Below are 26,767 nucleotides of genomic sequence, written 5' to 3' on the forward strand. Positions count from 1 at the left end.
CGCGGCCGGGTCACAGCACGGCCGCGCGCACGGTGAGCACGTCGGGCAGGTGGCGGGCGATCACCGTCCAGGTCTCGCCGTCGTCGCGGGAGGCGTACACCTCGCCGTCGCGGGTGCCGAAGAAGATACCGGCGGGCGAGGCGCACATGGCGTCGCGCAGCACCGCGGCGTGCACCGGCCCGGGCGGCAGTCCTTCGCCGAACGCGGTCCAGGTGTCTCCGGCGTCGTCGCTGCGGTACACCTGGTAGCGGTGGCCCACCGGGACCCGGTCCATGTCCGATTCCAGCGGCACCACATAGATGGTGTCGGGCCGGTCGGGATGCACCACGATGGGGAATCCGAAGTCGGAGGGCAGGCCGCCGCCGATGGCGGTCCAGTTCGCGCCGAAGTCGTCACTGCGGTAGACGCCGAAGTGATGCTGCAGGTACAGCCGGTCGGGCCGCCCGGGGTGCGCCGCGACCTTGTGCACGCACTGACCGAACTCCGGATACTGGTCGCCCTCCGGCCGGAACGGCACACGGATGCCCCGGTTGGCGGCCTCCCACCCGGCCCCGCCGTCGGCGCTGCGGTAGAAACCGGCCGCCGACACCGCGACGGCGATCGACCGGGGGTCGGCCGGGTGCGGCAACACCGTGTGCAGGCACAGCCCGCCGCCGCCCGGCTGCCACTGCGGCCGGTGCGGATGGTTCCACAGGCCGGTGCAGAGGGCGAACGTCCGCCCGCCGTCCTCACTGCGGAACAACGCCCCCGGCTCGGCGCCCGCCCACACCACACCGGGCTCGGACGGCGACGGCTGAAGCTGCCACACCCTGGTCAGGGTGACACCGGTGTCCTCGGGAAAGGCGACCGGCGGCCGATCGGCCTCCTGCCACGTCTCGCCCAGGTCGTCGGACCACATGACGGACGGGCCGAAGTGGCCGTACTCGATCGCGGCGAGCAGCCGGGGCACCGCCCCACGGGGGTCCACGGCGACGGCATGCACGCCGATCGTGGAAAAGCGGACAGGATCGACCTCGAACGCACCGTCGTCGCGGGAACGGGCGAGGAACAGCCCCTTGCGGGTACCGATGGCCAGGAGTGCGTCGCCCATGTGCCAGGTCTCCTTCCAGGGTTGGGCAGGTGGGTTCCGACCGGACCTCCCTACCCCCTGTCGCCAAGCCGGAACGACGAGGCCCGGCCCTCACGCGATACGCCCCATCGTGCCACGCCGAACGGCGAAACCGCAGGCGACCAGGCCATTTGCTGTACGGGCGCAGCCGTGGTCCGGCCTCACGTCCTATCCGACGAGGTGGCGGGGGCCCACGGGTCGGTGATCGGTCCGTGGGGTGCCGATCGTGGCGTACACGCCCTGGGTCCGCCGCCGGTGGTACGCCCGTCGCGGCGGAGATGGTATGCCCTCATATCGCGTCGTCCGATGCCGGGTGGTGATTCGGGAGGCGACCAGGTGTTCTCGCTCTGCCCGCGAGGCACGCGGCGCCAGCAGGTCACACCGCCCACGGCAGGCGTCGGCATGTCACTAAAGCCTGAACGCCGGCGCCCAGGCACCATCCGAAACACCTGGCCTTCCGCCGTATCGCGGCCGGCCGGCAGGGGGCGATGGGGGTCAGTGTTCTTCGGGGTGCCGGTCGTGGTGGATGTGGTCGGGGGGCATGCCGTCCTGGCGTAGCCGTCGTACGGCTTGGCCGACCATGGCGGGCGGGCCGCACACGAAGGCGTCGTGGTCGCGCCAGGAGGGGAAGTGGCCGATCACGTCGGGCAGGGTGCCGTGCAGGCCCTCGTAGGCGGGTTCGGCCGAGACCACCGGGAGCACCTGTAATCGGGGAGATCGGGCGCGCATGCGGATCAGGTCCGGCAGGTCGTACAGCTCGCCGCCGCTGCGGGCGCCGTACAGCAGGTGGACGCGGGGGCGAGGGGAATCTGCGGCGATGACGGCCTCGATGATCGCCTTGAGCGGGGCGAGGCCGGTGCCTCCGGCCACGGCCAGTATGTCGCGGCCGGAGGGGGCCGGGGCGGTCATGGTGCCTCGTGCCGGGCCGAGCATCAGCGTGTCGCCGACGCGGGTACGGCGGGTCAAGGTGGTGGAGACCCAGCCGCCGGGGACCGCGCGTACGTGCAGGCGCAGCGTGTTGTCGGCGCGCGGGGCGTTGGCGATGGAGAACGCCCGCCACACGCGGGGCCACCTGGCCGTCTGCACCGTGGCGTACTGGCCGGGCAGGAAGGGGAACGGCAGCGCGGGCCGTAGCGTGAGGACGGCGATGTCGCGGGTGCGCCGCTCATGGCCGATGACCTCGGCCGGCCACCAGGGCGGCGAGGTGTCGGCCGCCGCCGCCTCGATCATGATCTCGGCGGCGGTCGCGTACGCGGCGGCCCACGCCCGCTCCACCTCCGGCGACCACGCCTCCGCCGCGAACCGGCGGACGGTCGCCAGTAGCGCGTCCCCCACGGCGGCGTAGTGGGCGGGGGTGACGCCGTACTTGCGGTGGTCGCAGCCGAGTCGTGCCAGGTCCGTCGTCAGGCCCGGCGGGCAGTCCAGGCTCCACACGATCCGGGTGAGCGCCCGGAACAGACGCTCCCGCTGAACGTTCATGGCGGGCGGGAACAGCGCCCGAAGTCGCGGGTGCGCGGCGAACAGGTGGCCGTAGAAATAGGCGATGGCCCGCACCGCCGCGGGCTCGATGAGCGCGAAACTCTCCTTGACCGGACGTGGATCGAACTGCATTTCCCGAAAACCCCCACCCTGGATGAATCATTTTCGGCCGCAGGCGGCCGGTGATGCCCATCGGCCGTGTCCTGCCTGGTCGAAGTGGGGTGCGGTGGCGTTGGTGCCGCACCTGTCGTGTGGTTCCGGGTGAACGAGCGCACGGTGGTCCCGGCCCCGAACGCTCGATTTTCGAGTGTGACACTCCGGACGGACCCGGACAAGGGGCCTATCGAAATATCTGGCGTAATCGGGAGGGTGAATATTTGTGAGAATAAAATTCACAATTGCTTATGCCGTCCGGTCTTTCCTGGCCCCACGCGCGGCCCAGGCGGCCCAGGCGGCCCAGGTGCCGGGCGGATGGGGCTTGGTGTAACCATTTATTGTGGTTACGTGACGGAGTACGTGGCGGGGCTGATCCTGCACACCAGGGAGGGCGTCGCCTACCGGTTCGATCCGGGGGCGTTGTGCCTGGAGCTGCTGCCCACCGGCGGGCCGGGGCGGTGGGCACGGTACGAAGTGCTGCACACACCGGCCGATCTCGCGGCCTGGGCGGGCCGCTCACGGCTGCGGGTGGATCCCGCGCTGGTAGAGGCCGGACCGGCCGACGTGGAGCGCGCCAGGGCACTGAGGGACGCCCTGTGGCGCCTCACGTCGGCCCACGTCCGCGAGGAGACCGCCGCCCTTCGACCGCCCTCCGAACCGGCCGCCCCCGGGCAAGGGCCGGATGTGGAGATCGTCAATGCGATGGCCGCCGTGCCGTCGCTGGCGCCGCGCATCGAACCCGGTGGCGATTTCGGCTGGGGCGGGCCGATCACCGGGGAGCGGGTGCTGGCCAGTGTGGCTCGTGATGCGGTGGAGCTGTTCACCGGGCCCGCCGCCGGGCGGGTGCGTGAGTGCGCCTCGGACAACTGTCACCTGATCTTCGTGGACACCTCCCGGCCCGGCCGTCGCCGCTGGTGCGCGATGGAGCACTGCGGCAATCGCCACAAGGTGCGGGCGCATCGTGGCCGCGCGTGACGGGTGTGCCGGAAGTGACGGGACTGATATCCGAGATCTGTGACATGCCCGAAATAGTGTGCGCAATGATGAGATAGTCGCTGGAATGGGGTGGGTTCGCCCGGCGCCGGGCGGGTACGACCTCGCGCATTCCCCTGGAGAACGCATGTCCCGACCGCTCATCGGTATCACCGCCTACCTCGAAGCCGCCCGCTGGGGCGTCTGGGTTCGTGAGGCGGTGTTGTCGCCCCCCTCCTACGGGAAGGCGGTGACGAAGGCGGGCGGAGCCCCGGTCGTGGTGCCACCCCTGCGCCCCGACCTGGCCGAGGACTACGTCCGGGGCCTGGACGGCCTGGTACTCGCGGGCGGGACCGCGATCGACCCCACCCTGTACGGCGAGCCCCCCGCCGAGGACGCCGCCGACGCCGAGGACCTTCAGCCGCACCGCGACCGGTTCGAGCTGGCCCTCGCCCGCGCCGCCGTGGAGGCCGACGTCCCGGTGCTGGCGATCGCCCGGGGCATGCACGTCCTCAACGTCGCCCAGGGCGGCAGCCTGATCGGACGGCTGCCCGAGGCGGTCGGGCACGAGCGGCACGAGGCCCAGACCCCGCACGTCATCCAGGTCAGCGTGTCCAGCAGGCTCGGCAAGGCGATCGGCGACCGGATCGAGGTGAGCGCGCCGCACCGGCAGGCGGTCAAGCGGCTCGGCAGCGGGCTGCTCGCCGTGGCCTGGGCCGATGACCAGATCGTCGAGGGCGTGGAGTTGCAGGGGCACCGGTTCGGCGTGGGCGTGCAGTGGCACCCCGAGCGCGGCGAGGACAACCGCGTCTTCGAGGCCCTGGTGGACGCGGCCCGGCCCTGAGAGCGGGTGGTTGCTAGGGTTCGACCGTGACGGGCTTCGGCGGGTACGAGCGTCTGAAGATCGACTGGGCGGCCGACGGCGTGCTGCGGATCGTGATCAGCGAGCCGCGCAGGCGCAACGCCGTGGACATGACCGGCCACCGCGAGCTTGCCGGGATCTGGCGGGACGTGGACGCCGACGACTCCGTGCGGGCCGTGCTGATCAGAGGCGAGGGCGAGGCGTTCTCCGCCGGCGGCGACCTTTCCATGATCGAGGAGATGACCCGCGACCACGCCACCAGGATGCGCATCCTGGGCGAGGCCCGCGACATCGTCTACAACGTGATCAACTGCTCCAAGCCGATCGTCTCGGCCATCCAGGGGCCCGCGGTGGGCGCGGGTCTGGCCGTGGCGCTGCTCGCCGACGTCTCGGTGGCCGCGCGCGGGGCCCGCATCATCGACGGGCACACCCGGCTCGGCGTGGCGGCGGGCGACCACGCGGCGATCATCTGGCCGTTGCTGTGCGGCATGGCCAAGGCGAAGTACCACCTGCTGCTGTGCGAGCCGGTCACCGGCGAGCAGGCCGAGCGGATGGGGCTGGTGAGCCTGTGCGCCGATGACGACGAGGTGCACGAGCGGGCGCTGGCGGTGGCGGTCCGCCTGGCCGAGGGCCCGGCCGAGGCGATCCGCCTGACGAAGTACGCGCTGAACAACTGGCTCCGCCAGGCGGGCCCGGCCTTCGACGCCTCGCTCGCGCTGGAGTTCCTCGGGTTCACCGGGCCGGACATCGGCGAGGGCGTGCGGGCCGTGCGCGAGAAGCGCCCGCCGGACTTCCGGCGGGGCTGACCCGGCGTCAGTCCACGGAACGCGGGCGGCGGGCGGTGTAGACGAAGGCGGGCGGCAGGTTGCCCCACACCGTGCGGCCCGGCACGACCTCCTCGAAGGTGTCGTTCAGCAGCCTGCGGAACCTCTGCGCCGGGGACAGCGGCAGGGCGTGCACGTAGGCGAACGTGGTGAACGCCGCCTCCGGCGTCATCGACTTGAGCACGGCCGACAGCAGCCGGAGCTGCAGCGCCCGGGAGAACGCCGCCCAGGGCAGCCCGCTGACGATCACGTCGGCCTGGCCGAGGCCGCGTTCGGCCAGCAGTGTGGGCAGCGACGCGGCGTCGGCGATGGCGACGTCCACGCCGGGGTAGCGGCCGATCAGCCGCCGGGCCATCGGCTCGTTGATCTCCACGGCCAGGTGGTGGCCGCGGCCGCCGAGCCGCTGCTGGATCTCGGCGGTGAACGGGCCCGTGCCGGGGCCCAGCTCGACCACCACGGGGTCGCCGGTCTCGGGGACGGGGGCGGTGACACTGCGGGCCAGCGCCCGAGAACTGGGCGCGACCGCGCCCACGAGGGCGGGGGACCGCACGAACTGTGTCAGGAAGAGGGCGGCGTCGCGGCGCATGGCATGAGGGTATCGACTCCGGGGACCGGACATGGCGTTCCGGCCGCGCCGATCGGGCCACGGGCGCTTCGCCGTACGACGGGCGGCGGGCCACGCACGCGCGTCAGCAGGCCGAACAGTAGGGTCGGCACCGTGAGCGTGAATTCAGCCGAGGATCGCATCTGGACGGTCCCCAACGCCCTGAGCCTGGCCCGCCTGCTCGGTGTGCCGGTCTTCCTGTGGCTGGTGCTCGGCCCGAAGGCCGACGCCTGGGCGATCGGGCTGCTCGCGCTCGCCGGGTTCTCCGACTGGCTGGACGGCAAACTCGCCCGCGCCTGGAACCAGACCAGCAGGCTCGGCCGCATCCTCGACCCGCTGGCCGACCGCCTCTACATCCTGGCCACGCTGTTCGGGCTGGCCATGCGGGAGATCATCCCCTGGTGGCTGGCGGTGGGCATCCCGCTGCGCGACCTGCTGCTCCTGGCGATCGTGCCGCCGATCCTGCGCCGGCTGGGGTACGGCCCCGCGCTGCCCGTCCACTTCCTGGGCAAGGCGGCCACGGCCAATCTGCTGTACGCGTTCCCCCTGTTGTTCCTGGCCTCCCACACCGGCTGGTACTCGGTCCCCGCCGCGGTGTTCGGCTGGGCGTTCGCCATCTGGGGAACAGGTCTGTACTGGTGGGCGGGAGCGTTGTATGTGGTACAGGTGCGCCAGCTCGTAAAAGGAGCAAAGACCGCACAAAAGGGGTGATCCGTGAAGGCAGTCGTGATGGCAGGCGGGGAGGGGACGCGGCTGCGGCCGATGACCGCCAACCAGCCCAAGCCCCTGCTCCCCGTGGTCAACCGCCCGATCATGGAGCACGTGCTCCGCCTGCTGCGCAGGCACGGGCTCACCGAGACGGTCGTCACCGTCCAGTTCCTCGCCGCGCTCATCCGCAACTACTTCGGCGACGGCGAGGAGCTGGGGATGAGCCTTTACTACGCGACCGAGGAGATGCCGCTGGGCACCGCGGGGAGCGTGAAGAACGCCGCGGACAGGCTGCGCGACGACCGCTTCATGGTGATCTCCGGCGACGCCCTCACCGACATCGACCTCACCGACATGATCCGCTTCCACCGCGACAACGGGGCACTGGTGACGATCGGCCTCAAACGGGTGCCCAACCCGCTGGAGTTCGGCATCGTCATCGTGGACGACCAGGGCAAGGTCCAGCGTTTCCTGGAGAAGCCCACCTGGGGACAGGTCTTCTCCGACACCGTCAACACCGGCATCTACGTGATGGAGCCCGAGGTCCTGGACGAGGTGGACACCGGCCGGGCGGTGGACTGGTCGGCCGACGTCTTTCCGCGCCTTCTCGACCGCGGCGCCCCCCTGTACGGCTACGTCGCCGACGGCTACTGGGAGGACATCGGCACCCACGAGAGCTACCTCAAGGCCCAGTGCGACGCCCTGTCCGGTTGGGTCAAGCTGGACATCGGCGCCTTCGAGATGTCGCCGGGCGTCTGGGTCGCCGAGGGCGCCTCGGTGGACGCCGACGCCGTGCTCAAGGGCCCCCTCTACATCGGCGACTACGCCAAGGTCGAGGCCGGGGCCGAGCTGCGGGAGTACTCCGTGCTCGGCAGCAACGTGGTCGTGCGCGAGGGCGCCTTCCTGCACCGCGCGGTCGTCCACGACAACGTCTACATCGGGCCGAGCGCCAACCTGCGCGGTTGCGTCATCGGCAAGAACACCGACGTGATGACCGGCGCGCGGATCGAGGAGAGCGCGGTCATCGGGGACGAGTGCATCATCGAGGCGGAGGCGTACGTCTCCTCCGGAGTGAAGATCTACCCGTTCAAGACCATCGAGGCCGGCGCGGTGGTCAACACCAGCGTCATCTGGGAGTCGCGCGGCCAGCGCAGCCTGTTCGGCCCGCGCGGCGTGAGCGGCCTGGTCAACGTCGAGATCACCCCCGAGCTGTGCGTACGGCTGGCCAGCGCCTACGCCACCACCCTGAAGAAGGGCACCTCGGTGGTCACCTCACGCGACTCCTCGCGGGCCGCCAGGGCGCTGAAGCGTGCGGTGGTGAGCGCGCTGAACGCCGGGGCCATCGACGTACTGGACCTGGAGGCGGCCCCGCTGCCGGTGGCGCGCTTCCACACCTCACGGACCGGCGCGGTCGGCGGCATCGCCGTGCGCACCACCTCGGGCGACCCGCAGAGCGTGGACATCGTCTTCACCGACGACCAGGGCGCGGACCTGTCGCTGGGCGCGCAGCGGCAGGTCGAGCGGGTCTTCTCCCGCCAGGAGTTCCGGCGGGCCTTCCCCGGCGAGATCGCCGAGCTGAGCTTCCCGGCCAGGGCCGTGGAGGACTACGCCCACGAGCTGCTGCGCTGCGTGGACATGAGCGGCGTGCGGGGCGCGGACATGAAGGTGGTGATCGACTGCGCGGGCGGCACCTCATCGCTGGTCATGCCGACCTTGCTGGGCCGGGTCGGGGTCGATGTGCTGACCGTCAACGCCCGGCTCGACGACGCCTCCCCGACCGAGACGCTGGCCGAGCGCCGCCGCGACCTGCAGCGGCTGGCCGAGCTGGTGTCCTCCTCGCGGGCGGCGTTCGGGGTCCGGTTCGACCCGGTCGGCGAGCGGGTCGCCCTGGTCGATGAGAAGGGCCAGCTCATCAGCGAGGAGCGGGCCCTGCTGGTGGTGCTGGACCTGGTGGCCGCCGAACGCCGCGGCGGCCGGGTCGCCCTGCCGGTCACGACCACCCGCGTGGCCGAGCAGGTCTGCCGGTTCCACGGCGTGCAGGTGCAGTGGACGGCGACCGCCGTGGAGGAGCTGACCAGCGCCGCGGCGGGGCAGGGCATGGTCTTCGCGGCCGACGGCCGGGGCGGGTTCGTGGTGCCGGAGTTCGGGCCGACCGTGGACGGGATCGCGGTCTTCATGCGGCTGCTCGGGCTGGTGGCGCGCACCAGGCTGTCGCTGAGCAGGATCGACGCGCGGATCCCCGAGGCCAGGCTGCTCCGCCGTACCGTGCCGACGCCGTGGGCGGCCAAGGGCGCGGTGATGCGGTCGGTCATCGAGGCGGCCGAGGGCCACCACATCGACACCACCGACGGCGTAAGGGTCGTGGACGACGACGGGGGCTGGGCGCTCATGCTGCCCGACCCCAGCGAGCCGGTCACCCACCTGTGGGCCGAGGCGCACGACATGGACACCGCGCAGAGCCTGCTCGAACACTGGGCACGGGTGGTCGAGCGGGCCGCCGGCGCATGACGCGGCGGCGGCTGGGGGTCTTGTCACGATTGCGGGCCGATCATGCAGAACGGCGCGGCGGCATGGACCAAGAGGCGTGCGCAGCGGTAGCTTTGTCCCGTCCGAACCCACCGTCCGGCCCGCCTTGACCTTTGAGTCTCATCAGCGTAAGTTGCGGCATTCGCAGTCCGAGGAACGTTTGAGAAACGAAGAGCGAGGCGCGCACCGTCAGCACCGTGACCGCGTCTTCGCGGTAGGAGGCCGAGCCGATCGATGCCGAGCGTCTACTGCACGCAGTGCGGTCATGCCAACCCCGAGGATGCCCGATTCTGCTCGCGGTGCGGGTCGCCGCTGACCCGAGCGGATACGGCCGGCGACACCACGTCGACGATCTCGCTCGCGGGCATCGAGGCATATGAGGCCGAGACGGGGGAGGCGCTCCTCGCCGAGCGGGCGGCCGTGGAGCAGTTGCCCCCTGGCCAGGCGTTGCTCGTGGTGATGCGCGGCCCCAACCAGGGCAGCCGGTTCATGCTCGGCCACGAGCTGATCACGGCGGGTCGCCACCCCGACAGCGACATCTTCCTGGACGATATCTCGGTGTCACGCAGACATGCGGAGTTCCATCTGCACCCCGGTGGTTTCGTGGTGCGCGACGTCGGCAGCCTGAACGGCACCTACGTCAACCGCGAGCGCATCGAAGAGGTGCCGCTCCACGGCGGAGACGAGGTGCAGATCGGCAAGTTCCGCCTGGTGTTCCTCACCAGGGGCGCTGGAGGGCCATGAGCGCGCAGGCCGCCCGGTCGCACATGAGCATCGGGGACGTCATCGCCCTGCTGCGGGGCGAGTTCCCCGACATCACGGTCTCCAAGATCCGCTTTCTGGAGGGCGAGGGGCTGATCGAGCCGCAGCGCAGCCCCTCCGGCTATCGCAAGTTCACCCACGCCGACGTCGAGCGCCTGCGGTACATCCTCACCGAGCAGCGTGACCGCTATCTGCCGCTGCGCGTCATCAAGGACCACCTTGCGGCCGCCGACCGCGACGACCGGCTCCAGACGCGCCCCAGAGCGGTGCAGGAGCCGCAGCGGACCCAGGAGGTACGCCTCGACCGGGGGGAGCTGCTCGCGGCCGCCGGCATCGACGAGGAGACGCTGAACGAGCTGGAGGACTTCGGGCTGGTCGCCGCAGTCGCCCGCCGTTATGACGCCGACGCGCTCGCCGTGGCCCGCAGTGTGGGCCGGCTGGCCGCGTTCGGGCTGCACGCCCGTCACCTGCGCGCGGTCCGGGCCGCGGCCGAGCGCGAGGTGGCCCTGGTGGAACAGGCCGTGGCCCCGCTGCTGCGCCGCCGCGCCCCCGGCGCGATCGACCGGGCCGACGAGGCCGCCAGGGAGATGTCCGGCCTGCTGCTGGACATCCACGCGGCGCTGGTGCGGGCCCAGGTTCGGGGGGTTCTCGGACGTTGACCTCCCGGCGCGCCATTCGGGCTCCGGTGAGTGTTACGTTGAATTTCGGTGACCTACCACCAGTGGTTGACCAGTGAGCGGGCGTCGGCGGCGGTCCGGCCGGCGCGGGGCCCGCGACAAGGATACGGAGCAGCCCGTGTTGCAGATGGAGGTCGTGGGCGTCCGGGTCGAGATGCCCACCAACCAGCCGATCGTCTTGCTCAAGGAGGCGCACGGGGAGCGATATCTACCGATTTGGATAGGTATGACGGAGGCCACGGCGATTGCCATGGCCCAGGCCGAGGAGCCCCCTCCGCGGCCGTTGACGCATGATCTTTTCAGGGACGTGCTCGACGCGCTCGGAGTGGGATTGCGCACGGTGAACATCGTGTCGCTGCGCGATGGCATCTTCTTCGCCGACCTGGTCTTCTCCAATGGCGTCGAGGTCAGCGCGCGGCCTTCCGACTCCATCGCGCTCGCCCTGCGCACCGGTGCGCGGATCTTCGCCAGCGAGGAGGTGGTGCAGGAGGCCGGGGTGACCATCCCCGATGACCAGGAGGACGAGGTGGAGAAGTTCAGGGAGTTCCTCGACACGATCAGCCCTGAGGATTTCGGCCGTGCAGGGTGAGGCCGGGTGAGATGGTTTGTAGCGCTTCACGACGCGCCGAGCGGGATCGTTGACTGTGAATGACCACGGTCCTACGGTGCAAGTGAACCCTGCGGTTGTAATTCACGAACCCCCAGATCAGACCGCGGGATGAGAGAAAGCCGGAGGTCCGCAGTGGCGGTCAGCAGCGGCGAGGGCAAGACAGCCGGCCAGGATGATCCGGGACGGCGCGAGAACGCGCGTCAACGTGCCGGTGAACAGGGCCTGCTCTTCGATGAGCGGCCCACGGCGTTGCCCGCCGACATCGGGTATCGCGGTCCCACCGCCTGCGCGGCAGCCGGAATCACCTACCGGCAGCTGGACTACTGGGCGCGTACGGGGCTGGTGGAGCCCGGAATAAGAGCCGCGCACGGCTCGGGCTCGCAGCGGCTCTACAGTTTCCGTGACATTCTCGTGCTCAAGGTGGTGAAGCGGCTCCTTGACACCGGGGTGTCGCTGCAGCAGATCCGCACCGCCGTGCAACACCTGCGCGACCGGGGCGTCCCCGACCTGGCGCAGATCACGCTGATGAGCGACGGGGTCAGCGTTTACGAGTGCACCTCCGCCGACGAGGTGATCGACCTGCTGCAGGGCGGGCAGGGCGTTTTCGGGATCGCCCTCGGGCGGGTCTGGCGAGAGGTCGAGGGGTCCCTGGCGGAGCTGCCGGGGGAACGCGCCGAGGCCGCCCCGGGCCTCGATGAGCATCCGAACGACGAGCTGGCGCGGCGCCGCAAGGCCCGCAAGACCGGCTGAGCGGCCTGACCGCGGCGAAGGCCCTCCGGGGTGACACGGCACGACCGTGACGGGGCCTTGCGGGAGCGGCGGGTGGGATCGCCGCGGCGATACGGGGTAGCCTTTACTTCGAAGGCCGACGACCCTGTGCGGGAGAGTCCCCGAGCCGGCACCTTTCGGTGCGGGTCCGGGGCGCCGAAGGAGCAACCTCCCCGGAATCTCTCAGGCACCCGTACCGCACGGGCGAGGCAACTCTGGAAAGCGGGCGCGTTCGCCAGACGCGCCTCACCGACGGTGCAAACCCCCGTTCGAGCCACAGGGGTGAAGCTCTCAGGTCGCGGCTGACGCGCCGCGATGACAGAGGGGGAGTCCGGCATACGCCCGCGCCCTGCGCCGGTCTCCACCGCATCGGGAGGCTCCACATGACCGATCTGTCCCCGCTCGACCCCCACGCCGACCTGGCCGCGCCGCCGTTCGAGACCCGCCATGTCGGGCCCTCCCCGGACGAGCGGGCGCACATGCTCACGACCGTCGGCTACTCCGGCATCGACGACCTGATCGCGATGGCCGTGCCCGAGTCGATCAGGGCCAAGGACCGGCTGAATCTCCCCGCCGCGGCGAGCGAGCGCGAGGCCATCGCCGAGCTTCGCGCGCTGGCGGACCGCAACCGGGTGCTCACCCCGATGATCGGGCTGGGCTACCACGACACCGAGACGCCCGCGGTGATCCGCCGCAACCTGCTGGAGAACCCCGGCTGGTACACCGCCTACACCCCCTATCAGCCGGAGATCTCCCAGGGCCGGCTGGAGGCGCTGATCAACTTCCAGACGATGGTGTCCGACCTCACCGGCCTCGACGTGGCGGGCGCGTCGCTGCTGGACGAGGCCACCGCCGCCGCCGAGGCCATGACGCTGGCCCGCCGGGCCGGTCGGGCCAAGAGCGGGGTCTTCGTGGTCGACGCCGACGCGCTGCCGCAGACCAAGGCGGTGCTGCGCACCCGCGCCGAACCGCTCGGCATCGAGCTGGTGGAGGCCGACCTCGGCGGTGAGCTGCCGGAGTGTTTCGGCGTGCTGGTCCAGTATCCGGGGGCGAGCGGCCGGGTGGCCGGGTTCGCCGGGCTGGCCGAGCGCGCCCACGCCGCGGGCGCCCTGGTGGTGGCCGCGGCCGACCTGCTGGCCCTGACCCTGCTGACCTCGCCGGGGGAGCAGGGCGCGGACATCGCGGTCGGCTCCACCCAGCGGTTCGGCGTGCCGCTCGGGTTCGGCGGCCCGCACGCGGCGTACATGGCGGTGCGCGAGCGCCTGGCCCGCCAGCTTCCCGGCAGGCTCGTCGGCGTCTCCCAGGACTCCGACGGCCGTACCGCCTACCGCCTCGCCCTCCAGACCCGCGAGCAGCACATCCGCAGGGAGAAGGCGACCAGCAACATCTGTACCGCCCAGGTGCTGCTCGCCGTGATCGCCGGGATGTACGCCGTCTACCACGGCCCCGAGGGGCTGACCAGGATCGCGCGGCGCACGCACCGGCACGCCGTCGCCCTCGCCGGCGCCCTGCGCGCCGGCGGCGTCGAGGTGGTCCACGAGAGCTTCTTCGACACCGTGCTGGCCAAGGTGCCCGGCGGGGCCGCCCGCGTCGTGGCCGCCGCCGTGGAGCGCGGGGTCAACCTCCGCCAGGCCGGGCCCGACCACGTGGGCATCGCCTGCGACGAGACCACCACCGAGGCCGACCTGGCCGCCGTGCTCGGCGCGTTCGGCCTGGCCGCCGAGAGCCCGGCCGCGGCCTCCGGCGACGCCCTGCCCGCCGGCCTGGCGCGCACCTCGCCGTTCCTCGCCCACCCGGTGTTCCACACCCACCGCTCCGAGACCGCCATGATGCGCTACCTGCGCAGGCTCCAGGACAAGGACATCGCCCTGGACCGGTCGATGATCCCGCTCGGCTCCTGCACCATGAAGCTCAACGCGGCCACCGAGATGGAGCCCATCACCTGGCCCGAGTTCGGCGGCATGCACCCCTACGTCCCGGAGGAGCAGGCCGAGGGCTACCTCGCGCTGATCCGCTCCCTTGAGGGCTGGCTGGCCGAGGTGACCGGCTACCACGCGGTGTCGCTGCAGCCCAACGCGGGCTCCCAGGGCGAGTACGCCGGGCTGCTGGCCATCCGCGGCTACCACCGCGCGGCCGGCGACGACCACCGCGACGTCTGCCTGATCCCCTCCTCGGCGCACGGCACCAACGCCGCCAGCGCCGTCATGGCGGGCATGCGGGTCGTCGTGGTGGCCTGCGACTCCGAGGGCAACATCGACGTGGCCGACCTCGACGCCAAGATCGCCGAGCACCGCGACCGGCTGTCGGCGATCATGGTGACCTACCCGTCCACGCACGGCGTGTACGAGGAGTCCATCACCGAGGTCTGCGCCAAGGTGCACGAGGCGGGCGGGCAGGTCTACGTCGACGGCGCCAACCTCAACGCGCTGGTCGGGCTGGCCAAGCTGGGCGAGTTCGGCGCCGATGTCTCCCACCTCAACCTGCACAAGACGTTCTGCGTCCCGCACGGCGGCGGCGGGCCGGGCGTCGGCCCGATCGCGGTCGGCGCTCACCTGGCCGACTACCTGCCCGGGCACCCGCTGCGCGACGGCTCGGGCGTCGGGCCGGTGTCCGCCGCGCCCTTCGGCTCGGCCGGGATCCTGCCGATCTCCTGGGCCTACATCAGGATGATGGGCGCCGACGGCCTCAAGGCCGCCACCGAGCAGGCCATCCTGTCGGCCAACTACCTGGCCCGCAGGCTCGCCCCGCACTACCCGGTGCTCTACACCGGCCGCGGCGGGCTGGTCGCCCACGAGTGCATCATCGACCTGCGGCAGATCACCAAGGAGACCGGCATCACCGTGGACGACGTGGCCAAGCGGCTGATGGACTACGGGTTCCACGCGCCGACCATGTCCTTCCCGGTGGCGGGCACGCTGATGATCGAGCCCACCGAGAGCGAGAACCTCGCGGAGCTGGACCGCTTCTGCGAGGCCATGATCGCGATCAGGGAGGAGATCGCCAAGGTCGCCTCCGGGGAGTACGACCGGGCCGACAACCCGCTGCGCAACGCCCCGCACACCGCCGACTGCCTGATTGAGGACGACTGGGCGCACCCCTACTCGCGTTCGGTGGCCGCCTACCCGCTGCCCTGGCTGCGTGAGGGGAAGTACTGGCCGCCGGTGCGCCGGATCGACCAGGCCTACGGTGACCGCAACCTGGTCTGCTCCTGCCCGCCGTTGAGCGCCTACGAGTCATAGTCGCATACCGGACACCACCGCTCTCGGCATGTCGCGGGACGGGAGGGACGACGGCCGTTAGGCTGTTCGATCATCGGTGAAGGAGCGTGATGACCCCCCCGGAGCTCGACGCCCCCGCCCTGGAGACCGCTCGGCAACTGGCCGAGAGCGGTGATCTCGACGGCTCGGCCCGGATCTTCGCCGAGCTGGCCGCCGACCCTGACGGCCCCGACCGCGCGCAGGCGGCCGTCGGCCTGGCCGTGGTGCTCGCCGAGCGCGGGGAGGTCGAGGAGTCCCGGGCGGCGGCCCGTACGGCGCTGGCCACCGGGCATCCGGAGTTCGCCGCGCAGGCCGCCTGCCACCTGGCGGGCAGTTTCGAGCGCGAGGGGCGCGTGGACCAGGCCAGGGCCGCCTGGCAGGCGGTGCTCGGCCTGGGCACCGCCGGCTACCTGCCGATCGCGCATCTGGCGCTGGCCAGGCTGGCCACCCGCAGGGGCGACGCGGTCGAGGCGGAGGACGAGCTGCGCGCGGCGATCGCCGGCGAGGACCCCGAGATCGGCGCGCGGGCCGCGCGGTGGCTGGCCGAGCTGCTCCTGGAACGCGGCGAGCCGGGAGAGGCCGCCGATGTGGTGCTGGCCGCGCTCGACGCGCCGCACGGCGGCGACTCCGCGCCGCTGCGGGTGCTCCTCGGCATCGCCCACCTGGACCTCGCCTGCGCCGAGTTCGCCGGCGCGGTGGAGCTGGGGGCCGACGCCGAGACCGGCGCCCTGGCCATCGAGCTGCTGGCCCGTACACTCCCGCTGCGCGACCGGCGCGAGGACGCCGAGCAGGTGTGGTCCTACGGCCTCCAGCACGCCGACGAAGGGCTCGCCGCGCTGGTGCGCGAGCGCCTGGACCGCGACATGTGAGGACTCCGCGCGCCGGGGCGGCGGGGGAGCCCGGGGTCAGCGCCTGGGCAGGTTCGCCATGACGTTGACCAGGACGATCGCCATCAGCACGAGCGCGAAACCGAAGAACCCCGCCGTGCCCGCCCCGATGGCGCCGAGCGGGATGCCCAGGGCCAGCGTGCCGAGCGCCAGCCACATCTGGCTGTTGCGGCCCCTGGGCGGCTCCGGATAGGGCGCGTAGGGGACGTGCGGCGGCGGTGGCATCGGGGCGGGCGGCGGCCCCATGCGGGCGTCGAGCTCGTTGTGGATCCGCGCCGCGATCGCGTCGTCCACCTTGTCGAGGAACGATTCGACCAGCGCGGAGTCATAGTCGGGACCGAGGTCCCTGCGGGCTTCGATGGTGGCGCGCATCTCGTCGCGCGGCAGCGTGTTCTCCGGCACGTCCCCAATCTAGCCACGCCGGTGCGCCGGTTCATCGGCCGAATGGATGGAAAAGCGTCGTGCCGCAGGATGACGCGTTGATCGCGGACGTGGTCACCCGCGCCCGGGCGGGGGGCTAACGTTGCAGGTCATGGAGGAGACACAGGTCGAGACCGGTCAGGGCCCGGCGCGGGTGGACCTGACGGAGCCCGCCGGGCCGCCCAGGCTGCTGCTGGTGCTCACGCACGGGTCGGCCGGGGGAGTGGACGCCCCCGACCTGCTGGCCGTGCGAGAGGCGGCGCTGGGGCTCGGCGCGGTGGTCGCACGGGTGACGCAGCCGTTCCGGCTGGCCGGACGCCGCGCGCCCGGCTCGGCGGCCCGCCAGGACGAGGCGTGGACGCAGGTCGTCGCCGGGCTGCGCGACCGTTATCCGGGGCTGCCGCTGGTGCAGGGCGGGCGCAGCAACGGCGCGCGGGTGGCCTGCCGTACGGCGGGCGCGGTGGGCGCGGACTCGGTGGTCGCGCTGGCCTTCCCGCTGCACCCTCCGGGCAGGCCGGAACGCTCCCGCGCGGACGAGCTGCGCGGCGCGGGAGTGGACGTGCTGGTGGTGAACGGCGACCGCGACCCCTTCGGGGTGCCGGAGGAGGCGGACGCCGCCCGGCTGGTGGTACTGGCCGGGGAGAATCACGACCTTCGCAAGGACCCGGGCAGGGTGGGTGCGATCGTGGCGCAGTGGCTGCGTGACCGGCCGGCCGCTCTCACGGGCGGCCGGGTGGGCTGAACGCCCGCCGTCCCTTCCCCCGGGGACGGTGATGCTGCGGGGGAGGACCGGCGGCCTTCAGGCGGCGCCCATCAGCGGGGTGGGACGATGCGGGTCGATGGCGGCCCCGCTGGGCAGCAGCTCACCGGTGTCCTCGAACAGCACTACGCCGTTGCACAGCAGGCTCCACCCCTGCTCGGGGTGGGCGGCGACGGTGCGCGCGGCCTCTCGGTCCGCTGCCTCGGCAGTGGGACAACACGGTTCGTGCGGGCACATCGGAGGTGCCTCCGGATCTCATCGGTCGGCTCGCCGGAACCGGATGGTTCCTCTCCCCTCCGACGATGGGCGAGCGATTGGGGTTGACGTGTGGCGAACCACACACTGTGGTCTACCACACATTGGCAGAAACAGTGTGCGCTCTGCTTCTGTTCCGGCGACATAGCCCGTTTGGACGGTTCCGGACCGCGGGTGGGTGGTTAGCGCCTATTGCGGGCTCCTGCCACCCAGCGTGCCTTATGCCTGATAACGGGCGTGGATCGACACGCCGCCGGGCGCGTAAACGTTGTATAACACGTCCGGAACCGGGCCCGCAGGCGGACCCCGGGGGGTTCAGGCCGCGCCGGTGGTGCCCCCCGCCGCCAGGCCGGTCAGCAGGGCCGCCAGGCCGCGTTCGAAGGCGGCCTCGCCATCGGGGTCGGGGCCGGGCTCGGGGGCCTTGGGATCGGCCCAGCCGGTGTGCTGCAGCTCCACCGCGACACTGCCGAACACGTAGGCCCGCATCGCCCGCACCGCCTCGCCGGGCGCGGCCAGGCCGGCCTCCCGGAGCTGCTCGGTCTGCTCCCTGATCGCCGTGGCGGCGCTGCCGCGCGGCGGCTTGGTCATGGCCAGGGCCAGTACGCCGGGATGGGCCAGCAGGGCCGCGCGGGCCGCGCGGCACCAGACCGCGGCGATGTCCTGCCATGCGGCGCGCTCGCCGGCCTCGACGCTCACGGTCGTCACGTGCTGGGCCAGGGCGTCCAGCAGCGCCTCCTTGCCCCCCGGCATGTGGTGGTAGATGGCCATCGCCTCCACTTCGAGGGCGTCGCCGAGCCTGCGCATGGTCAGGCGGCGCAGGCCCTGGGCGTCGGCCAGGTGGAGGGCGGCGTCGATGATGCGCTCCCGGGAGAGCGGGACGGGCGGTCGTTTGGCGGGCATGGCGATCATCCTGCCAACCGATGCCTTACTATGTAAAGGGCAACGCGCGGGACGGTCGTCCCCGATCCCTGGTGGGGGCGATATGGTTTCCACGACAGCGACCACAGGATCCGGTTCGTCCGGCGAAAGGGGGAGGATCAGCGATGGCGTTCTTCCGGCCGCGTGTGAGCCGGGAGGCGGAGGTCCGGTTCCACGCCGACCAGGAGGTCGGCGAGAGCTTTCCCCGGCTCCTTGAGAAGGCCCGTGAGGCCGAGAACGAGCTTCGGCGGCTGCAGGCCGCCCACGCCTCACAGGAGCGGCTGCGCGCCGCCGGGGTGGCCCTCGACGAGGCCCTGACGGAGGCGCTGCGCGCGGCCGAGGCCACGCTGCGGGCGACCCTCGGGGTCAAGGCGTACGACGACCGCATCGCCCGGCGCAAGGGGCGGGCGACGCCGCAGGGCGCGAAGTGGGTGACCGAGGTCGAGAGCCTGCGCACCCTCCGCGAGGAGCACCGCCTCACCGGCATCGTGAAGCTGCCCCGCCCGGCGCCCGCCGCGGTCTCGTCCTGATCAGGGCCGCTCGCCTCTGAGACGACGTGGAAGGGCCGGGTGGGCATCGCCCACCCGGCCCTTCTTCTTACGCTGTCGCGGTCAGCTCGCCCAGTCCAGCAGCGGCCGCGCGTTGCTCGGGTGCCGCAGCTTGGACAGCGACTCCTTTTCGAGCTGGCGGATGCGCTCGCGGGTCAGGCCGAGGTGCTTGCCGATCTCGTCGAGGGTGTGCGGCTTGCCGTCCACGAGGCCGAACCGCAGCGCCATGATCTTCGCCTCGCGCGGCGTCAGGTTGCCGAGCACGCCGCGCAACTGGTCGGCCAGCAACTGCCGGTCGATGACCTCCGAGGCCTCCGGGGAGTCGGTGTCCTCGATGAGGTCGCCGATGGTCGTCTCGCCGTCCTCGCCGATGGTGGCGTTGAGGCTGATCGGCTGGCGGCTGGTCCGCAGCAGTTCCTCGATCTGGTCGGGGGTCTTGTCCATCTCCACCGCCAGCTCCTCGGGCGTGGGCTCACGGCCGAGGCGCTGGTGCATGTCGCGTTCGATCCTGGAGAGCTTGGACAGCAGCTCCAGTACGTGGACGGGCAGGCGGATCGTGCGGGCCGAGTCGGCGAAGCCGCGCTGGATGGCCTGGCGGATCCACCACATGGCGTAGGTGGAGAACTTGTAGCCCTTGGTGTAGTCGAACTTCTCCACGGCCCGGATCAGGCCGAGGTTGCCCTCCTGGACGACGTCGAGCAGGGCCATGCCGCGGTCGGTGTACTTCTTGGCCACGGACACGACCAGCCGGAGGTTGGCCTCCAGCATGTGGTCCTTGGCGCGCTTGCCGTCGCGGTAGACCCACTCCAGCTCGACGCGCTGCTCGTCGGTGAGGGACGGGTCGCTCTCCAGCTTGTGCTCGGCGTACAGGCCGGCCTCGATGCGCTTGGCGAGCTCGACCTCTTCGGCCGCGGTGAGCAGGGTCCGGCGGCCGATCGACTTGAGGTAGGTGTGGACCGAGTCGCCGATGACGGAGGACTGGTCGTCGAGATCGGCGGACTCGGCCTCGGTGTCGGCCTCGGCGGTGATCTGCGCGGTCTCGGCGTCTGCGGCCTCACCGGGAGCGGGCTCCAGCCAGTCCTCGCCGGGCTCCTGGGCCTCTTCGGCGGACTTGACGGGCTTGACGGCCTTGGCGGGCTTGCGGCGCTGACCGGGCAGCGTGGCGGTCGTCCCGATGTCGCCCTCGCCGGGGCCCTGCGCGGGCCTGGTCGTACGCCTGCGGGTGGTGGTGGCCCGCTTGCGGGTGGTCCGGGCGGTCTTCGCCGTCGCGGCGGGCTCGTCGTCAGTGCCGAGACTGACACCGGCCTCGGTCAGTTCGCGCAGGACGGACCTGCCCTCGGCCGGGGTCAGTCCGGCCTGCGCGAACGCGTCGCGCAGTTCAGCGAGGGAGAGCCGACCCTGTGCTCGCCCCCGGGAGAGCAGTAGATCGAGGGTCGGCGGGGCGGCCACTTGCGCGGCGGCCACGGCGGTCCTGGGCATGTGAGGGCACCTCCTCCAAGGCGTCGAAGACCCGCAGGCGTGGGAATGGCTGGTGTGGGTGGGGCGGACGCGCGCCGCTCTGCGCACCAGTATCAATAACGCCCGACGGCGCAGTTAATTCCCGTCTCAGGCATCCAAGTGGTCAACGGCACACCCAAAACCCCGCCCCCCGCCGGGGAAACGGCCACATCCCCCGGCCGATGGCCCATGCCGCCCGCCCCACCGACCCTGGTCCCCTGCCCGGCATTCCCCGCTGAAACCCCGTCCCGCGGGTCTCGGGCTCAGTTGGGGGTGCGGTCTTCGATGTCCGGGGTGGCGACCGGGATGGGAAGCGGCTCGGCCTGTTCCAGGCGGTCTTCGGTCCAGTAGAGGCCGACGTCGCGTGGGTCGGGGTTGATGTCCTCGGAGACGATGTAGGTCTCGGAAGGGGTGGGTTGCGGCTGGGCGGGGGTGCCCGCCGGGTTGGGTTCGACCATGACCCCGGTCTCCTGGCCGGCCGTTCCGGCCCTGCCCGCCGCGGCGGCGGCAGCGACGGAGAAGCCGCCGACGAGGACCACGCCAACGACTCCGGCGGAGATCCACATCTTGCGGTTGGGGTTCATTCAGGTTTCCTTCCTCGGTCTGTCTTCCTTAATGACGCGGCGGAGGACGGTCATGGTTCCGTTCCGCATGAGTTCTGGTCATATCTGACTACGTGTCGCAGCGCCTCCAGGTTCGGTTTTCCGTTGGGCAGCAGCGGCAACTCGGGGAGGAGCACCAGTTCGCGCGGCGCGGCGTACGCGGGGAGGGTGCGCTTGGCGAAGTCGCGCAGGGTCGTGAGGTCCGGGGGACGGGCCGGGTCGGCCGGTACGACGGCGGCGACCACGCGCTGGCCCCAGTCGGGGTCGGGGCGTCCGACGACGGCGACGTCGGCGACGGCCGGGTGTCCGGCGAGCACGGCGGCGCAGGCGGCGGCCACGACCTTCTCGCCGCCGGTGTTGATGACGTCGTCGGCGCGCCCTGTCACGCGCAGCCGTCCGCCGGTGAGTTCGCCGAGGTCGGAGGTGACGAACCAGGGGCCTTCGCGGACCGCCGTGGTGAGGTCGGGCCGCAGGCGGTACCCGGAGAACAGGGTGGGGCCGGCGATCCGGATGAGCCCGTCGTCCCCGATTTTGAGATCTACATTGTAAAGGGGCCGGCCGTCGTACACACAGCCACCGCTCGTTTCACTGCTGCCGTACGACTCCACGACACGAGCCCCCGCCTCACGGGCGGCGGCCAGCAGAGCGGGAGAGGCCGCGGCCCCGCCCAGCAGGATCGTGCGGAAGCGGGAGAGGTCGGCGCCGGTGGCGAGGAGCCTGCGCAGTTGGGTGGGGACTAGGGAGACGTGGGCGGCGCCGCCGGCGAGGGCGGCTTCGGGGGAGAAGCCGTCCTGGATGATCGGCGTCGTGCCGCCTTCCAGGGCGCGGATGAGGATCTGCAGGCCGGAGATGTGCGCGATGGGCAGGCAGCACAGCCATGGCAGGCCGTCGCGGGCGTCGAGCGCGTCGAGGGAGGCGGCGGCGGAGGCGCGCAGGGCGGCGGCGGACAGCTCGACCCCTTTGGGGGTGCCGGTGGTGCCGCTGGTGGCGATGACGACGGCGGTGCCGGGGCCCACGGGTGTGCCGTGCTCGTTGGGGGCGATGCCGTCTTCGGTGACGATGTGCGTGGGGCGCAGGGTGTCGAGGGTGGTCCGCAGGGCCGCGGTGGGGAGGCCGGGGGCGAGGGGCAGTACGGCGGGCCCGTCGCCGCGCAGGGCGGCCTGGACGGTCTCGGCGAGTGCGGGGCCGGGGGACAGGAGTACGGCGTGCAGCGGGCGGTCCGCCGCGTCCGGTGGGGTGGGCGGGGGCGGGTAAGGCCGCTCCACGTGTTCGGGTCCGTCTCGCACGGTCGTAAGGTTAGTGCCGACAAGCCGGACAAGGTGCGGGGCTCCCCGGCGCTGGGGCCTTGGGTGTCCGGCGATAGGTTGCGACGTTGCGGCGGGGGCGGCCCCGAGTCCCCGCGTACTCCGGGTCGGCGGGGTCAGTGAGGGAGGGTGGCGATCGTGAGCGGGATCGGCTGGAAGCGTGCCGGTGAGTACGAGGACATCGTCTATGAGACGGCCGAGGGCATCGCGAAGATCACCATTAATCGGCCGGAGCGGCGTAACGCGTTTCGCCCGACGACGTTGTTCGAGTTGCAGGACGCCTTCAACAAGGCGCGCGACGACGGCGACGTCGGGGTGATCATCCTCACCGGTGCGGGGGACGAGGCGTTCTGCTCCGGCGGGGATCAGAAGATCCGCGGTGATGACGGATATGTCGGCCCTGATGGGATCGGCCGGCTGAACGTGCTGGATCTGCAGGTCCAGATCCGGCGGCTGCCCAAGCCGGTGGTGGCGATGGTGGCGGGTTACGCGGTCGGCGGCGGGCACGTGCTGCATGTGTGCTGTGACCTGACGATCGCCGCCGAAAACGCGCAGTTCGGGCAGACCGGGCCGAAGGTGGGGTCGTTCGACGGCGGGTACGGCGCGTGGCTGCTCGCCGAGACGGTGGGGCTGAAGAAGGCGCGGGAGATCTGGTACCTGTGCCGCTTCTATGACGCGCACGAGGCCGAGGCGATGGGCCTGGTCAACAAGGTGGTGCCGCTGGAGCGTCTGGAGGAGGAGACGGTTCAGTGGTGCCGGGAGCTGCTGGAGAAGTCGCCGCTGGCGCTGCGGATGCTCAAGGGCGCGCTGAACGCGGTGACGGACGGCGCGGCGGGGATGCAGCAGTTCGCCGGTGACGCCACACTGCTCTACTACATGAGCGAGGAGGCGCAGGAGGGCCGGGACGCGTTCAAGGAGAAGCGTAAGCCCGACTTCGCCAGGTTCCCTCGTCGTCCCTGACCGTTTTCCGATCGTCTGTCTGATCGTTTGGTAGAGGAGTTCGCCTCGATGGTTGCCGACGGGGCCGCGCCGTGAACCCGGCGACCGCGCTGGCCACGGTGCTGGTGGACGAGCTGGTGCGGTGCGGGCTGACCGATGTGGTGCTCGCGCCGGGTTCGCGGTCGGCGCCGCTGGCCATCGCGGTGCACGCGGAGTCGCGGCTGCGGCTGCACGTGCGGGTGGACGAGCGTTCGGCGGCGTTCCTGGGGCTGGGGCTGGCGCGGCGGTCGGGGCGGCCCGTGGCATTGGTGTGCACGTCCGGTACGGCGGCGGCGAATTTCCACCCGGCGGTGATCGAGGCGCACGAGTCCGGGGTGCCGTTGCTGGTGCTTACCGCGGATCGGCCGCCGGAGCTGCGCGGTACCGGGGCGAACCAGACGATCGACCAGGTGAAGCTGTACGGCGACACGGTTCGGATGTTCACCGAGGTGGGGGTGCCGGAGGAGCGCCCCGGGCAGGTGGCGTACTGGCGTTCGCTGGCCTGCCGGGCCTATCAGCGGGCGGTGGGCGCGGGTGACCCGGGGCCGGTGCATCTGAACCTGGCGTTTCGCGAGCCGCTGATCCCCGACGGCGAGACATCGTGGTGTGAGCCGCTGTCGGGGGCCGCGGGCGGGGGGACGTGGGTGCGCCCTCGGGTGGCGCCGCCCGCGGTGGCGTTGCACTTGCCGCCGACCCGGCGCGGGGTGCTGGTCATCGGCGATGGCGCGGTGAACGTGCGGCGTTATGTGGCGGCGGCGGGCATGGCGGGCTGGCCGGTGGTGTCGGAGCCGAGTGGTGGCGGCCGGTACGGGGATCACGCGGTCTCGGCGTACCACTTCTTGCTGGGCACGCCGGAGTTCGCCGACGGGCATGTGCCGGACGTGGTGGTGACGCTGGGGCGGCCGGGTGTGTCGCGTCCGCTGCTGTCGTGGCTGAAGCGGGTCGAGGAGCACATCGTGGTGGCTCCTGATCTGTCCCGCTGGCCGGATCCGACGCGTTCGGCGACGCAGGTGGCGCAGGCGGTGGAGATCCCGGTGGCGGCGGGGGACGACGCGTGGCTGCACGCGTGGCGGCGGGCGGATCTGGCGGTTCGGGCGGCGCTGGACGAGGTGCTGGACGCGTCGGGGCTGAGTGAGCCGCGGGTGGCGCGCGACCTGGTGGATCTGATGCCGAACGGGGCGTTGCTGTTCTGCGGGTCGTCGATGCCGATCCGGGATCTGGATCAGGCGATGCGGCCGCGGCGGGGGCTGCGGGTGCTGGCCAATCGCGGGGCGTCGGGGATCGACGGGGCGGTGTCGGCGGCGATGGGGGCGGCGCTGGCGCACAACGGTCCTTCGTTCGCCCTTTTGGGGGATCTGTCGTTCCTGCATGACCAGAACGGGCTGGTGGTGGGTCCTCGTGAGCCGCGGCCGGATCTGTGCCTGGTGGTGGTGAACAACGACGGGGGCGGGATCTTCTCGTTGTTGCCGCAGGCGGCGTTGCGCGATCCGTTCGAGCGGGTCTTCGGCACTCCGCACGGGGTGGATCTGGGGTATCTGGCGGCGGCGACGGGCACTCCGTATGTGCAGGTCACCGATGCGGGGCAGTTGTCGAAGGCGTTGCTGGGGGAGGGCGTGCGGGTGGTGGAGGTGCGTACCGACCGCGAGCGCAACGCGGTGCTGCACGCCGAGATGCGGGAGGCGGCGCGGTCGGCGATCTGGGCGCTGGGCTGAGGCCGCGGCTTTGGCGTGATCAGGTGATGTCGCGGCGCAGGGTGGTACGGCGGGCGGCGGCGACCAGTACGGTGATGTAGGCGGCGAACAGCAGGGCGCCCGCCCAGGCGGGGAGCTGGGTTCCGCCGGGCATGGTCAGGCCGCCTGCGGCGCGGGCGGCTCCGGTGGGCAGCCAGCGGCCGATCTCGGGCAGGGCGCTGGACAGGGCGTAGTCGGCGTAGGTGAACCAGATCACGGCGATGGCGATGGCGGCGCTCTGGTTGCGGACGAGCGCGCCGATGGCGACACCGAGGACGGCGTACGCGGCGGTGGTCAGGGTCGAGCCGATCAGGATCATGGGGACGTCGCCGGTCATGACGGGCATGCCGCGGAAGGCGAGCATGGCGGTGGCGGCGATGAAGGTGGCCAGGGTGGAGGCGGCGGCGACGGCCAGGCCGGTCAGGCCCCAGGCGATGAGTTTGGCGGTCAGGACGCGGCTTCTTCTCGGGGTGATGAGGAAGGTCCAGGCGATGGTCTTGTGGCGGTGTTCGCCGGTCATGGCGAGGATGCCGAGGATGAGGGTGAACAGGTAGCCCTGCTGGGCCATGGCGTGGGCGGCTTCGACGCGCCGGTCGAGGGGGCTGGGGGCGAGGCCGTCGAACAGGTAGACCTGGACGGCCGTCCACAGGACGCAGAACAGCGGGGCGATGATCGCCAGGGCGAGGGTGGCGCGGGTGGCGCGGGCCTTGCGGAGTTCGGCGCGGATGAGCGGGGCCGCGGTGGCCGGGGCCGGGCGGGTGGTGGTGGCGCTGGTCATTTGGTGGCCTCCAGGTAGAGCTTTTCGAGGTCGGTCTTGGGGGTGACGGGGGTCTGGTGGACGAGCCGGCCGCGGGCGATGAACAGGGCGTGGTCGGCGTAGCGCTGGGTCTCGGCCAGGGCGTGGCTGGAGACGAGGACGGTGCGGCCGTCGTGGGCGCAGGCGCGCAGGAAGCCGCGCAGCCAGTGGATGCCGTCGGGGTCCAGGCCGTTGGTGGGTTCGTCGAGGATGAGCGCGGCGGGGTCGCCGAGCAGGGCGGTGGCGATGGCCAGGCGCTGGCGCATGCCCAGGGAGTAGCCGGAGATGCGGCGGTGGGCGGCTTCGGTGAGGCCGGTCTGGTCGAGTACGTGGGCGACGCGTCCGGCGGGCAGGCCGGCGGCGGTGCGGTGGACGTGGAGGTGGTCTTCGGCGGTGAGGCCGGGGTGGAAGGCGGTGGCCTCCAGGACGGCTCCGGCGGTTCGCACCGGGTGGGGCAGGCGCGTGTAGGGGGTCTCGGCGATGGTGGCGGTGCCGGAGGTGGGGGTGACCAGGCCGAGGATCATTCGCAGAGTGGTGGTCTTGCCTGCGCCGTTGGGGCCGAGGAAGGCGGTGACGGTGCCGGGGGGCGCGGTGAAGGTGACGTCCTGGACGGCGGTGACCGTGCCGAAGGTCTTGGTGAGCCGGGTCACGGCGATGGTCGCTGACATGGGAGCCGATGGTGGTCGATCGGGGGCGGTGGGGTCATGGTCCCGGGGGTTGATCTTGGGTGGAGCCGGGTGGTGGATGAGTTCCGTCAAC

General features: G+C 71.8%; 26 protein-coding genes and 2 riboswitches. Of the genes, 15 read left to right on the forward strand and 11 right to left on the reverse strand.

Features of this window, described 5'->3' with window-relative positions:
- Positions 1–10: 10 nt before the first annotated feature.
- A complete protein-coding gene (locus DP939_RS15490; protein ID WP_113981392.1) occupies positions 11–1,090 on the reverse strand; it encodes a WD40/YVTN/BNR-like repeat-containing protein in 1,080 nt (359 codons plus the stop codon).
- Positions 1,091–1,603: 513 nt separating this feature from the next.
- Positions 1,604–2,719 (reverse strand): globin domain-containing protein, encoded by a 1,116-nt coding sequence (locus DP939_RS15495; protein WP_113981393.1) that lies wholly within the window; start codon positions 2,717–2,719, stop codon positions 1,604–1,606.
- Positions 2,720–3,091: 372 nt separating this feature from the next.
- On the opposite strand from DP939_RS15495, the gene DP939_RS15500 reads away from it, so the two are divergent.
- The 3 genes from DP939_RS15500 (at position 3,092) to DP939_RS15510 (ending at position 5,383) form a co-directional block, all read left to right on the forward strand.
- The gene (locus DP939_RS15500) at positions 3,092–3,718 is read left to right on the forward strand and encodes a CGNR zinc finger domain-containing protein (RefSeq protein WP_225878266.1); all 627 of its coding nucleotides are present in this window, start codon (positions 3,092–3,094) and stop codon (positions 3,716–3,718) included.
- A 145-nt stretch (positions 3,719–3,863) separates the two neighbouring features.
- On the forward strand, positions 3,864–4,559 hold the full coding sequence (locus tag DP939_RS15505) for a gamma-glutamyl-gamma-aminobutyrate hydrolase family protein (RefSeq protein ID WP_113981395.1): 696 nt from the start codon (positions 3,864–3,866) through the stop codon (positions 4,557–4,559).
- 26 nt (positions 4,560–4,585) lie between these two features.
- On the forward strand, positions 4,586–5,383 hold the full coding sequence (locus DP939_RS15510) for an enoyl-CoA hydratase/isomerase family protein (protein WP_113981396.1): 798 nt from the start codon (positions 4,586–4,588) through the stop codon (positions 5,381–5,383).
- A gap of 7 nt (positions 5,384–5,390) precedes the next feature.
- Here the strand turns inward: DP939_RS15510 and DP939_RS15515 are convergent, their stop codons facing one another.
- On the reverse strand, positions 5,391–5,987 hold the full coding sequence (locus tag DP939_RS15515; protein ID WP_113981397.1) for a class I SAM-dependent methyltransferase: 597 nt from the start codon (positions 5,985–5,987) through the stop codon (positions 5,391–5,393).
- A gap of 132 nt (positions 5,988–6,119) precedes the next feature.
- Here DP939_RS15515 and DP939_RS15520 point away from each other — a divergent pair, with 132 nt between their 5' ends.
- From DP939_RS15520 to DP939_RS15555, 8 genes are all read left to right on the forward strand, one after another.
- On the forward strand, positions 6,120–6,716 hold the full coding sequence (locus DP939_RS15520; RefSeq protein ID WP_225878267.1) for a CDP-alcohol phosphatidyltransferase family protein: 597 nt from the start codon (positions 6,120–6,122) through the stop codon (positions 6,714–6,716).
- A 3-nt stretch (positions 6,717–6,719) separates the two neighbouring features.
- Complete coding sequence (locus tag DP939_RS15525; protein ID WP_113981399.1) at positions 6,720–9,221, forward strand: mannose-1-phosphate guanyltransferase; 2,502 nt, start codon at positions 6,720–6,722, stop codon at positions 9,219–9,221.
- A 252-nt stretch (positions 9,222–9,473) separates the two neighbouring features.
- Positions 9,474–9,983 (forward strand): FHA domain-containing protein, encoded by a 510-nt coding sequence (locus tag DP939_RS15530; protein WP_113981400.1) that lies wholly within the window; start codon positions 9,474–9,476, stop codon positions 9,981–9,983.
- Positions 9,980–10,660: a transcriptional regulator FtsR gene (gene ftsR / locus DP939_RS15535; RefSeq protein ID WP_113981401.1), complete on the forward strand. Its 681-nt coding sequence runs from the start codon at positions 9,980–9,982 to the stop codon at positions 10,658–10,660. The genes DP939_RS15530 and ftsR overlap by 4 nt, the downstream gene beginning before the upstream one ends.
- 136 nt (positions 10,661–10,796) lie before the next feature.
- Entirely contained in the window at positions 10,797–11,267 is a 471-nt protein-coding gene (locus DP939_RS15540) for a bifunctional nuclease family protein (RefSeq protein ID WP_113981402.1), read from the forward strand.
- A 153-nt stretch (positions 11,268–11,420) separates the two neighbouring features.
- Positions 11,421–12,038: a MerR family transcriptional regulator gene (locus DP939_RS15545; RefSeq protein ID WP_111168370.1), complete on the forward strand. Its 618-nt coding sequence runs from the start codon at positions 11,421–11,423 to the stop codon at positions 12,036–12,038.
- 119 nt (positions 12,039–12,157) lie between these two features.
- Positions 12,158–12,265: riboswitch (glycine riboswitch) on the forward strand.
- Positions 12,266–12,388: riboswitch (glycine riboswitch) on the forward strand. It abuts the riboswitch before it with no gap.
- 51 nt (positions 12,389–12,439) lie between these two features.
- Positions 12,440–15,295 carry an aminomethyl-transferring glycine dehydrogenase gene (gcvP, locus tag DP939_RS15550; RefSeq protein ID WP_113981403.1) on the forward strand — a complete coding sequence of 952 codons (2,856 nt, stop codon included), beginning with the start codon at positions 12,440–12,442 and terminating at the stop codon, positions 15,293–15,295.
- Positions 15,296–15,384: 89 nt separating this feature from the next.
- Complete coding sequence (locus DP939_RS15555; RefSeq protein WP_113981404.1) at positions 15,385–16,182, forward strand: tetratricopeptide repeat protein; 798 nt, start codon at positions 15,385–15,387, stop codon at positions 16,180–16,182.
- 36 nt (positions 16,183–16,218) lie between these two features.
- Here the strand turns inward: DP939_RS15555 and DP939_RS15560 are convergent, their stop codons facing one another.
- A complete protein-coding gene (locus DP939_RS15560) occupies positions 16,219–16,602 on the reverse strand; it encodes a hypothetical protein (protein WP_113981405.1) in 384 nt (127 codons plus the stop codon).
- Positions 16,603–16,732: 130 nt separating this feature from the next.
- Here DP939_RS15560 and DP939_RS15565 point away from each other — a divergent pair, with 130 nt between their 5' ends.
- Positions 16,733–17,362, forward strand: coding sequence for an alpha/beta hydrolase family protein (locus tag DP939_RS15565; protein WP_113981406.1), 630 nt, complete (start codon positions 16,733–16,735; stop codon positions 17,360–17,362).
- A gap of 57 nt (positions 17,363–17,419) precedes the next feature.
- Here DP939_RS15565 and DP939_RS15570 read toward each other — a convergent pair whose 3' ends face one another.
- Together DP939_RS15570 and DP939_RS15575 are read right to left on the reverse strand one after the other, a co-directional pair.
- A complete protein-coding gene (locus DP939_RS15570; protein WP_113981407.1) occupies positions 17,420–17,617 on the reverse strand; it encodes a DUF5999 family protein in 198 nt (65 codons plus the stop codon).
- 333 nt (positions 17,618–17,950) lie between these two features.
- Complete coding sequence (locus DP939_RS15575; protein ID WP_113981408.1) at positions 17,951–18,535, reverse strand: TetR family transcriptional regulator; 585 nt, start codon at positions 18,533–18,535, stop codon at positions 17,951–17,953.
- 143 nt (positions 18,536–18,678) lie between these two features.
- Between DP939_RS15575 and DP939_RS15580 the strand changes: the two genes are divergently transcribed.
- A complete protein-coding gene (locus tag DP939_RS15580) occupies positions 18,679–19,083 on the forward strand; it encodes a hypothetical protein (RefSeq protein ID WP_113981409.1) in 405 nt (134 codons plus the stop codon).
- An 81-nt stretch (positions 19,084–19,164) separates the two neighbouring features.
- Here DP939_RS15580 and DP939_RS15585 read toward each other — a convergent pair whose 3' ends face one another.
- The 3 genes from DP939_RS15585 to DP939_RS15595 all read right to left on the reverse strand — a co-directional run bounded on the left by DP939_RS15585 (position 19,165) and on the right by DP939_RS15595 (position 22,411).
- Positions 19,165–20,580, reverse strand: a complete 1,416-nt coding sequence (locus tag DP939_RS15585; protein ID WP_113981410.1) for an RNA polymerase sigma factor — start codon at positions 20,578–20,580, stop codon at positions 19,165–19,167.
- A 281-nt stretch (positions 20,581–20,861) separates the two neighbouring features.
- Positions 20,862–21,182, reverse strand: a complete 321-nt coding sequence (locus tag DP939_RS15590) for a hypothetical protein (RefSeq protein ID WP_113981411.1) — start codon at positions 21,180–21,182, stop codon at positions 20,862–20,864.
- Positions 21,183–21,232: 50 nt separating this feature from the next.
- Positions 21,233–22,411 carry an AMP-binding protein gene (locus DP939_RS15595; RefSeq protein WP_113981534.1) on the reverse strand — a complete coding sequence of 393 codons (1,179 nt, stop codon included), beginning with the start codon at positions 22,409–22,411 and terminating at the stop codon, positions 21,233–21,235.
- A 228-nt stretch (positions 22,412–22,639) separates the two neighbouring features.
- Between DP939_RS15595 and menB the strand changes: the two genes are divergently transcribed.
- Together menB and menD are read left to right on the forward strand one after the other, a co-directional pair.
- Positions 22,640–23,464: a 1,4-dihydroxy-2-naphthoyl-CoA synthase gene (gene menB, locus DP939_RS15600; RefSeq protein WP_113981535.1), complete on the forward strand. Its 825-nt coding sequence runs from the start codon at positions 22,640–22,642 to the stop codon at positions 23,462–23,464.
- Positions 23,465–23,535: 71 nt separating this feature from the next.
- Positions 23,536–25,194: a 2-succinyl-5-enolpyruvyl-6-hydroxy-3-cyclohexene-1-carboxylic-acid synthase gene (menD, locus tag DP939_RS15605; protein WP_113981412.1), complete on the forward strand. Its 1,659-nt coding sequence runs from the start codon at positions 23,536–23,538 to the stop codon at positions 25,192–25,194.
- 19 nt (positions 25,195–25,213) lie between these two features.
- On the opposite strand, the gene DP939_RS15610 is transcribed toward menD, so the two are convergent.
- Both DP939_RS15610 and DP939_RS15615 read right to left on the reverse strand, forming a co-directional pair.
- On the reverse strand, positions 25,214–25,990 hold the full coding sequence (locus DP939_RS15610; protein WP_113981413.1) for an ABC transporter permease subunit: 777 nt from the start codon (positions 25,988–25,990) through the stop codon (positions 25,214–25,216).
- A complete protein-coding gene (locus tag DP939_RS15615; RefSeq protein ID WP_113981414.1) occupies positions 25,987–26,676 on the reverse strand; it encodes an ABC transporter ATP-binding protein in 690 nt (229 codons plus the stop codon). Before DP939_RS15615 ends, DP939_RS15610 begins: the two co-directional genes overlap by 4 nt.
- Positions 26,677–26,767 lie beyond the last annotated feature (91 nt).

Origin of the sequence: Spongiactinospora rosea (assembly GCF_003315795.1) — a bacterium.
Classification (GTDB): domain Bacteria; phylum Actinomycetota; class Actinomycetes; order Streptosporangiales; family Streptosporangiaceae; genus Spongiactinospora; species Spongiactinospora rosea.

Coding starts and splice junctions, on each gene's coding strand:
- DP939_RS15490 (WP_113981392.1), bottom strand. CDS start 1,090: ATGGGCGACGCACTCCTGGCCATCGGTACCCGCAAGGGGCTGTTCCTC.
- DP939_RS15495 (WP_113981393.1), bottom strand. CDS start 2,719: ATGCAGTTCGATCCACGTCCGGTCAAGGAGAGTTTCGCGCTCATCGAG.
- DP939_RS15505 (WP_113981395.1), top strand. CDS start 3,864: ATGTCCCGACCGCTCATCGGTATCACCGCCTACCTCGAAGCCGCCCGC.
- DP939_RS15515 (WP_113981397.1), bottom strand. CDS start 5,987: ATGCGCCGCGACGCCGCCCTCTTCCTGACACAGTTCGTGCGGTCCCCC.
- DP939_RS15530 (WP_113981400.1), top strand. CDS start 9,474: ATGCCGAGCGTCTACTGCACGCAGTGCGGTCATGCCAACCCCGAGGAT.
- ftsR (WP_113981401.1), top strand. CDS start 9,980: ATGAGCGCGCAGGCCGCCCGGTCGCACATGAGCATCGGGGACGTCATC.
- gcvP (WP_113981403.1), top strand. CDS start 12,440: ATGACCGATCTGTCCCCGCTCGACCCCCACGCCGACCTGGCCGCGCCG.
- DP939_RS15555 (WP_113981404.1), top strand. CDS start 15,385: ATGACCCCCCCGGAGCTCGACGCCCCCGCCCTGGAGACCGCTCGGCAA.
- DP939_RS15565 (WP_113981406.1), top strand. CDS start 16,733: ATGGAGGAGACACAGGTCGAGACCGGTCAGGGCCCGGCGCGGGTGGAC.
- DP939_RS15570 (WP_113981407.1), bottom strand. CDS start 17,617: ATGTGCCCGCACGAACCGTGTTGTCCCACTGCCGAGGCAGCGGACCGA.
- DP939_RS15575 (WP_113981408.1), bottom strand. CDS start 18,535: ATGCCCGCCAAACGACCGCCCGTCCCGCTCTCCCGGGAGCGCATCATC.
- DP939_RS15580 (WP_113981409.1), top strand. CDS start 18,679: ATGGCGTTCTTCCGGCCGCGTGTGAGCCGGGAGGCGGAGGTCCGGTTC.
- DP939_RS15585 (WP_113981410.1), bottom strand. CDS start 20,580: ATGCCCAGGACCGCCGTGGCCGCCGCGCAAGTGGCCGCCCCGCCGACC.
- DP939_RS15590 (WP_113981411.1), bottom strand. CDS start 21,182: ATGAACCCCAACCGCAAGATGTGGATCTCCGCCGGAGTCGTTGGCGTG.
- DP939_RS15610 (WP_113981413.1), bottom strand. CDS start 25,990: ATGACCAGCGCCACCACCACCCGCCCGGCCCCGGCCACCGCGGCCCCG.
- DP939_RS15615 (WP_113981414.1), bottom strand. CDS start 26,676: ATGTCAGCGACCATCGCCGTGACCCGGCTCACCAAGACCTTCGGCACG.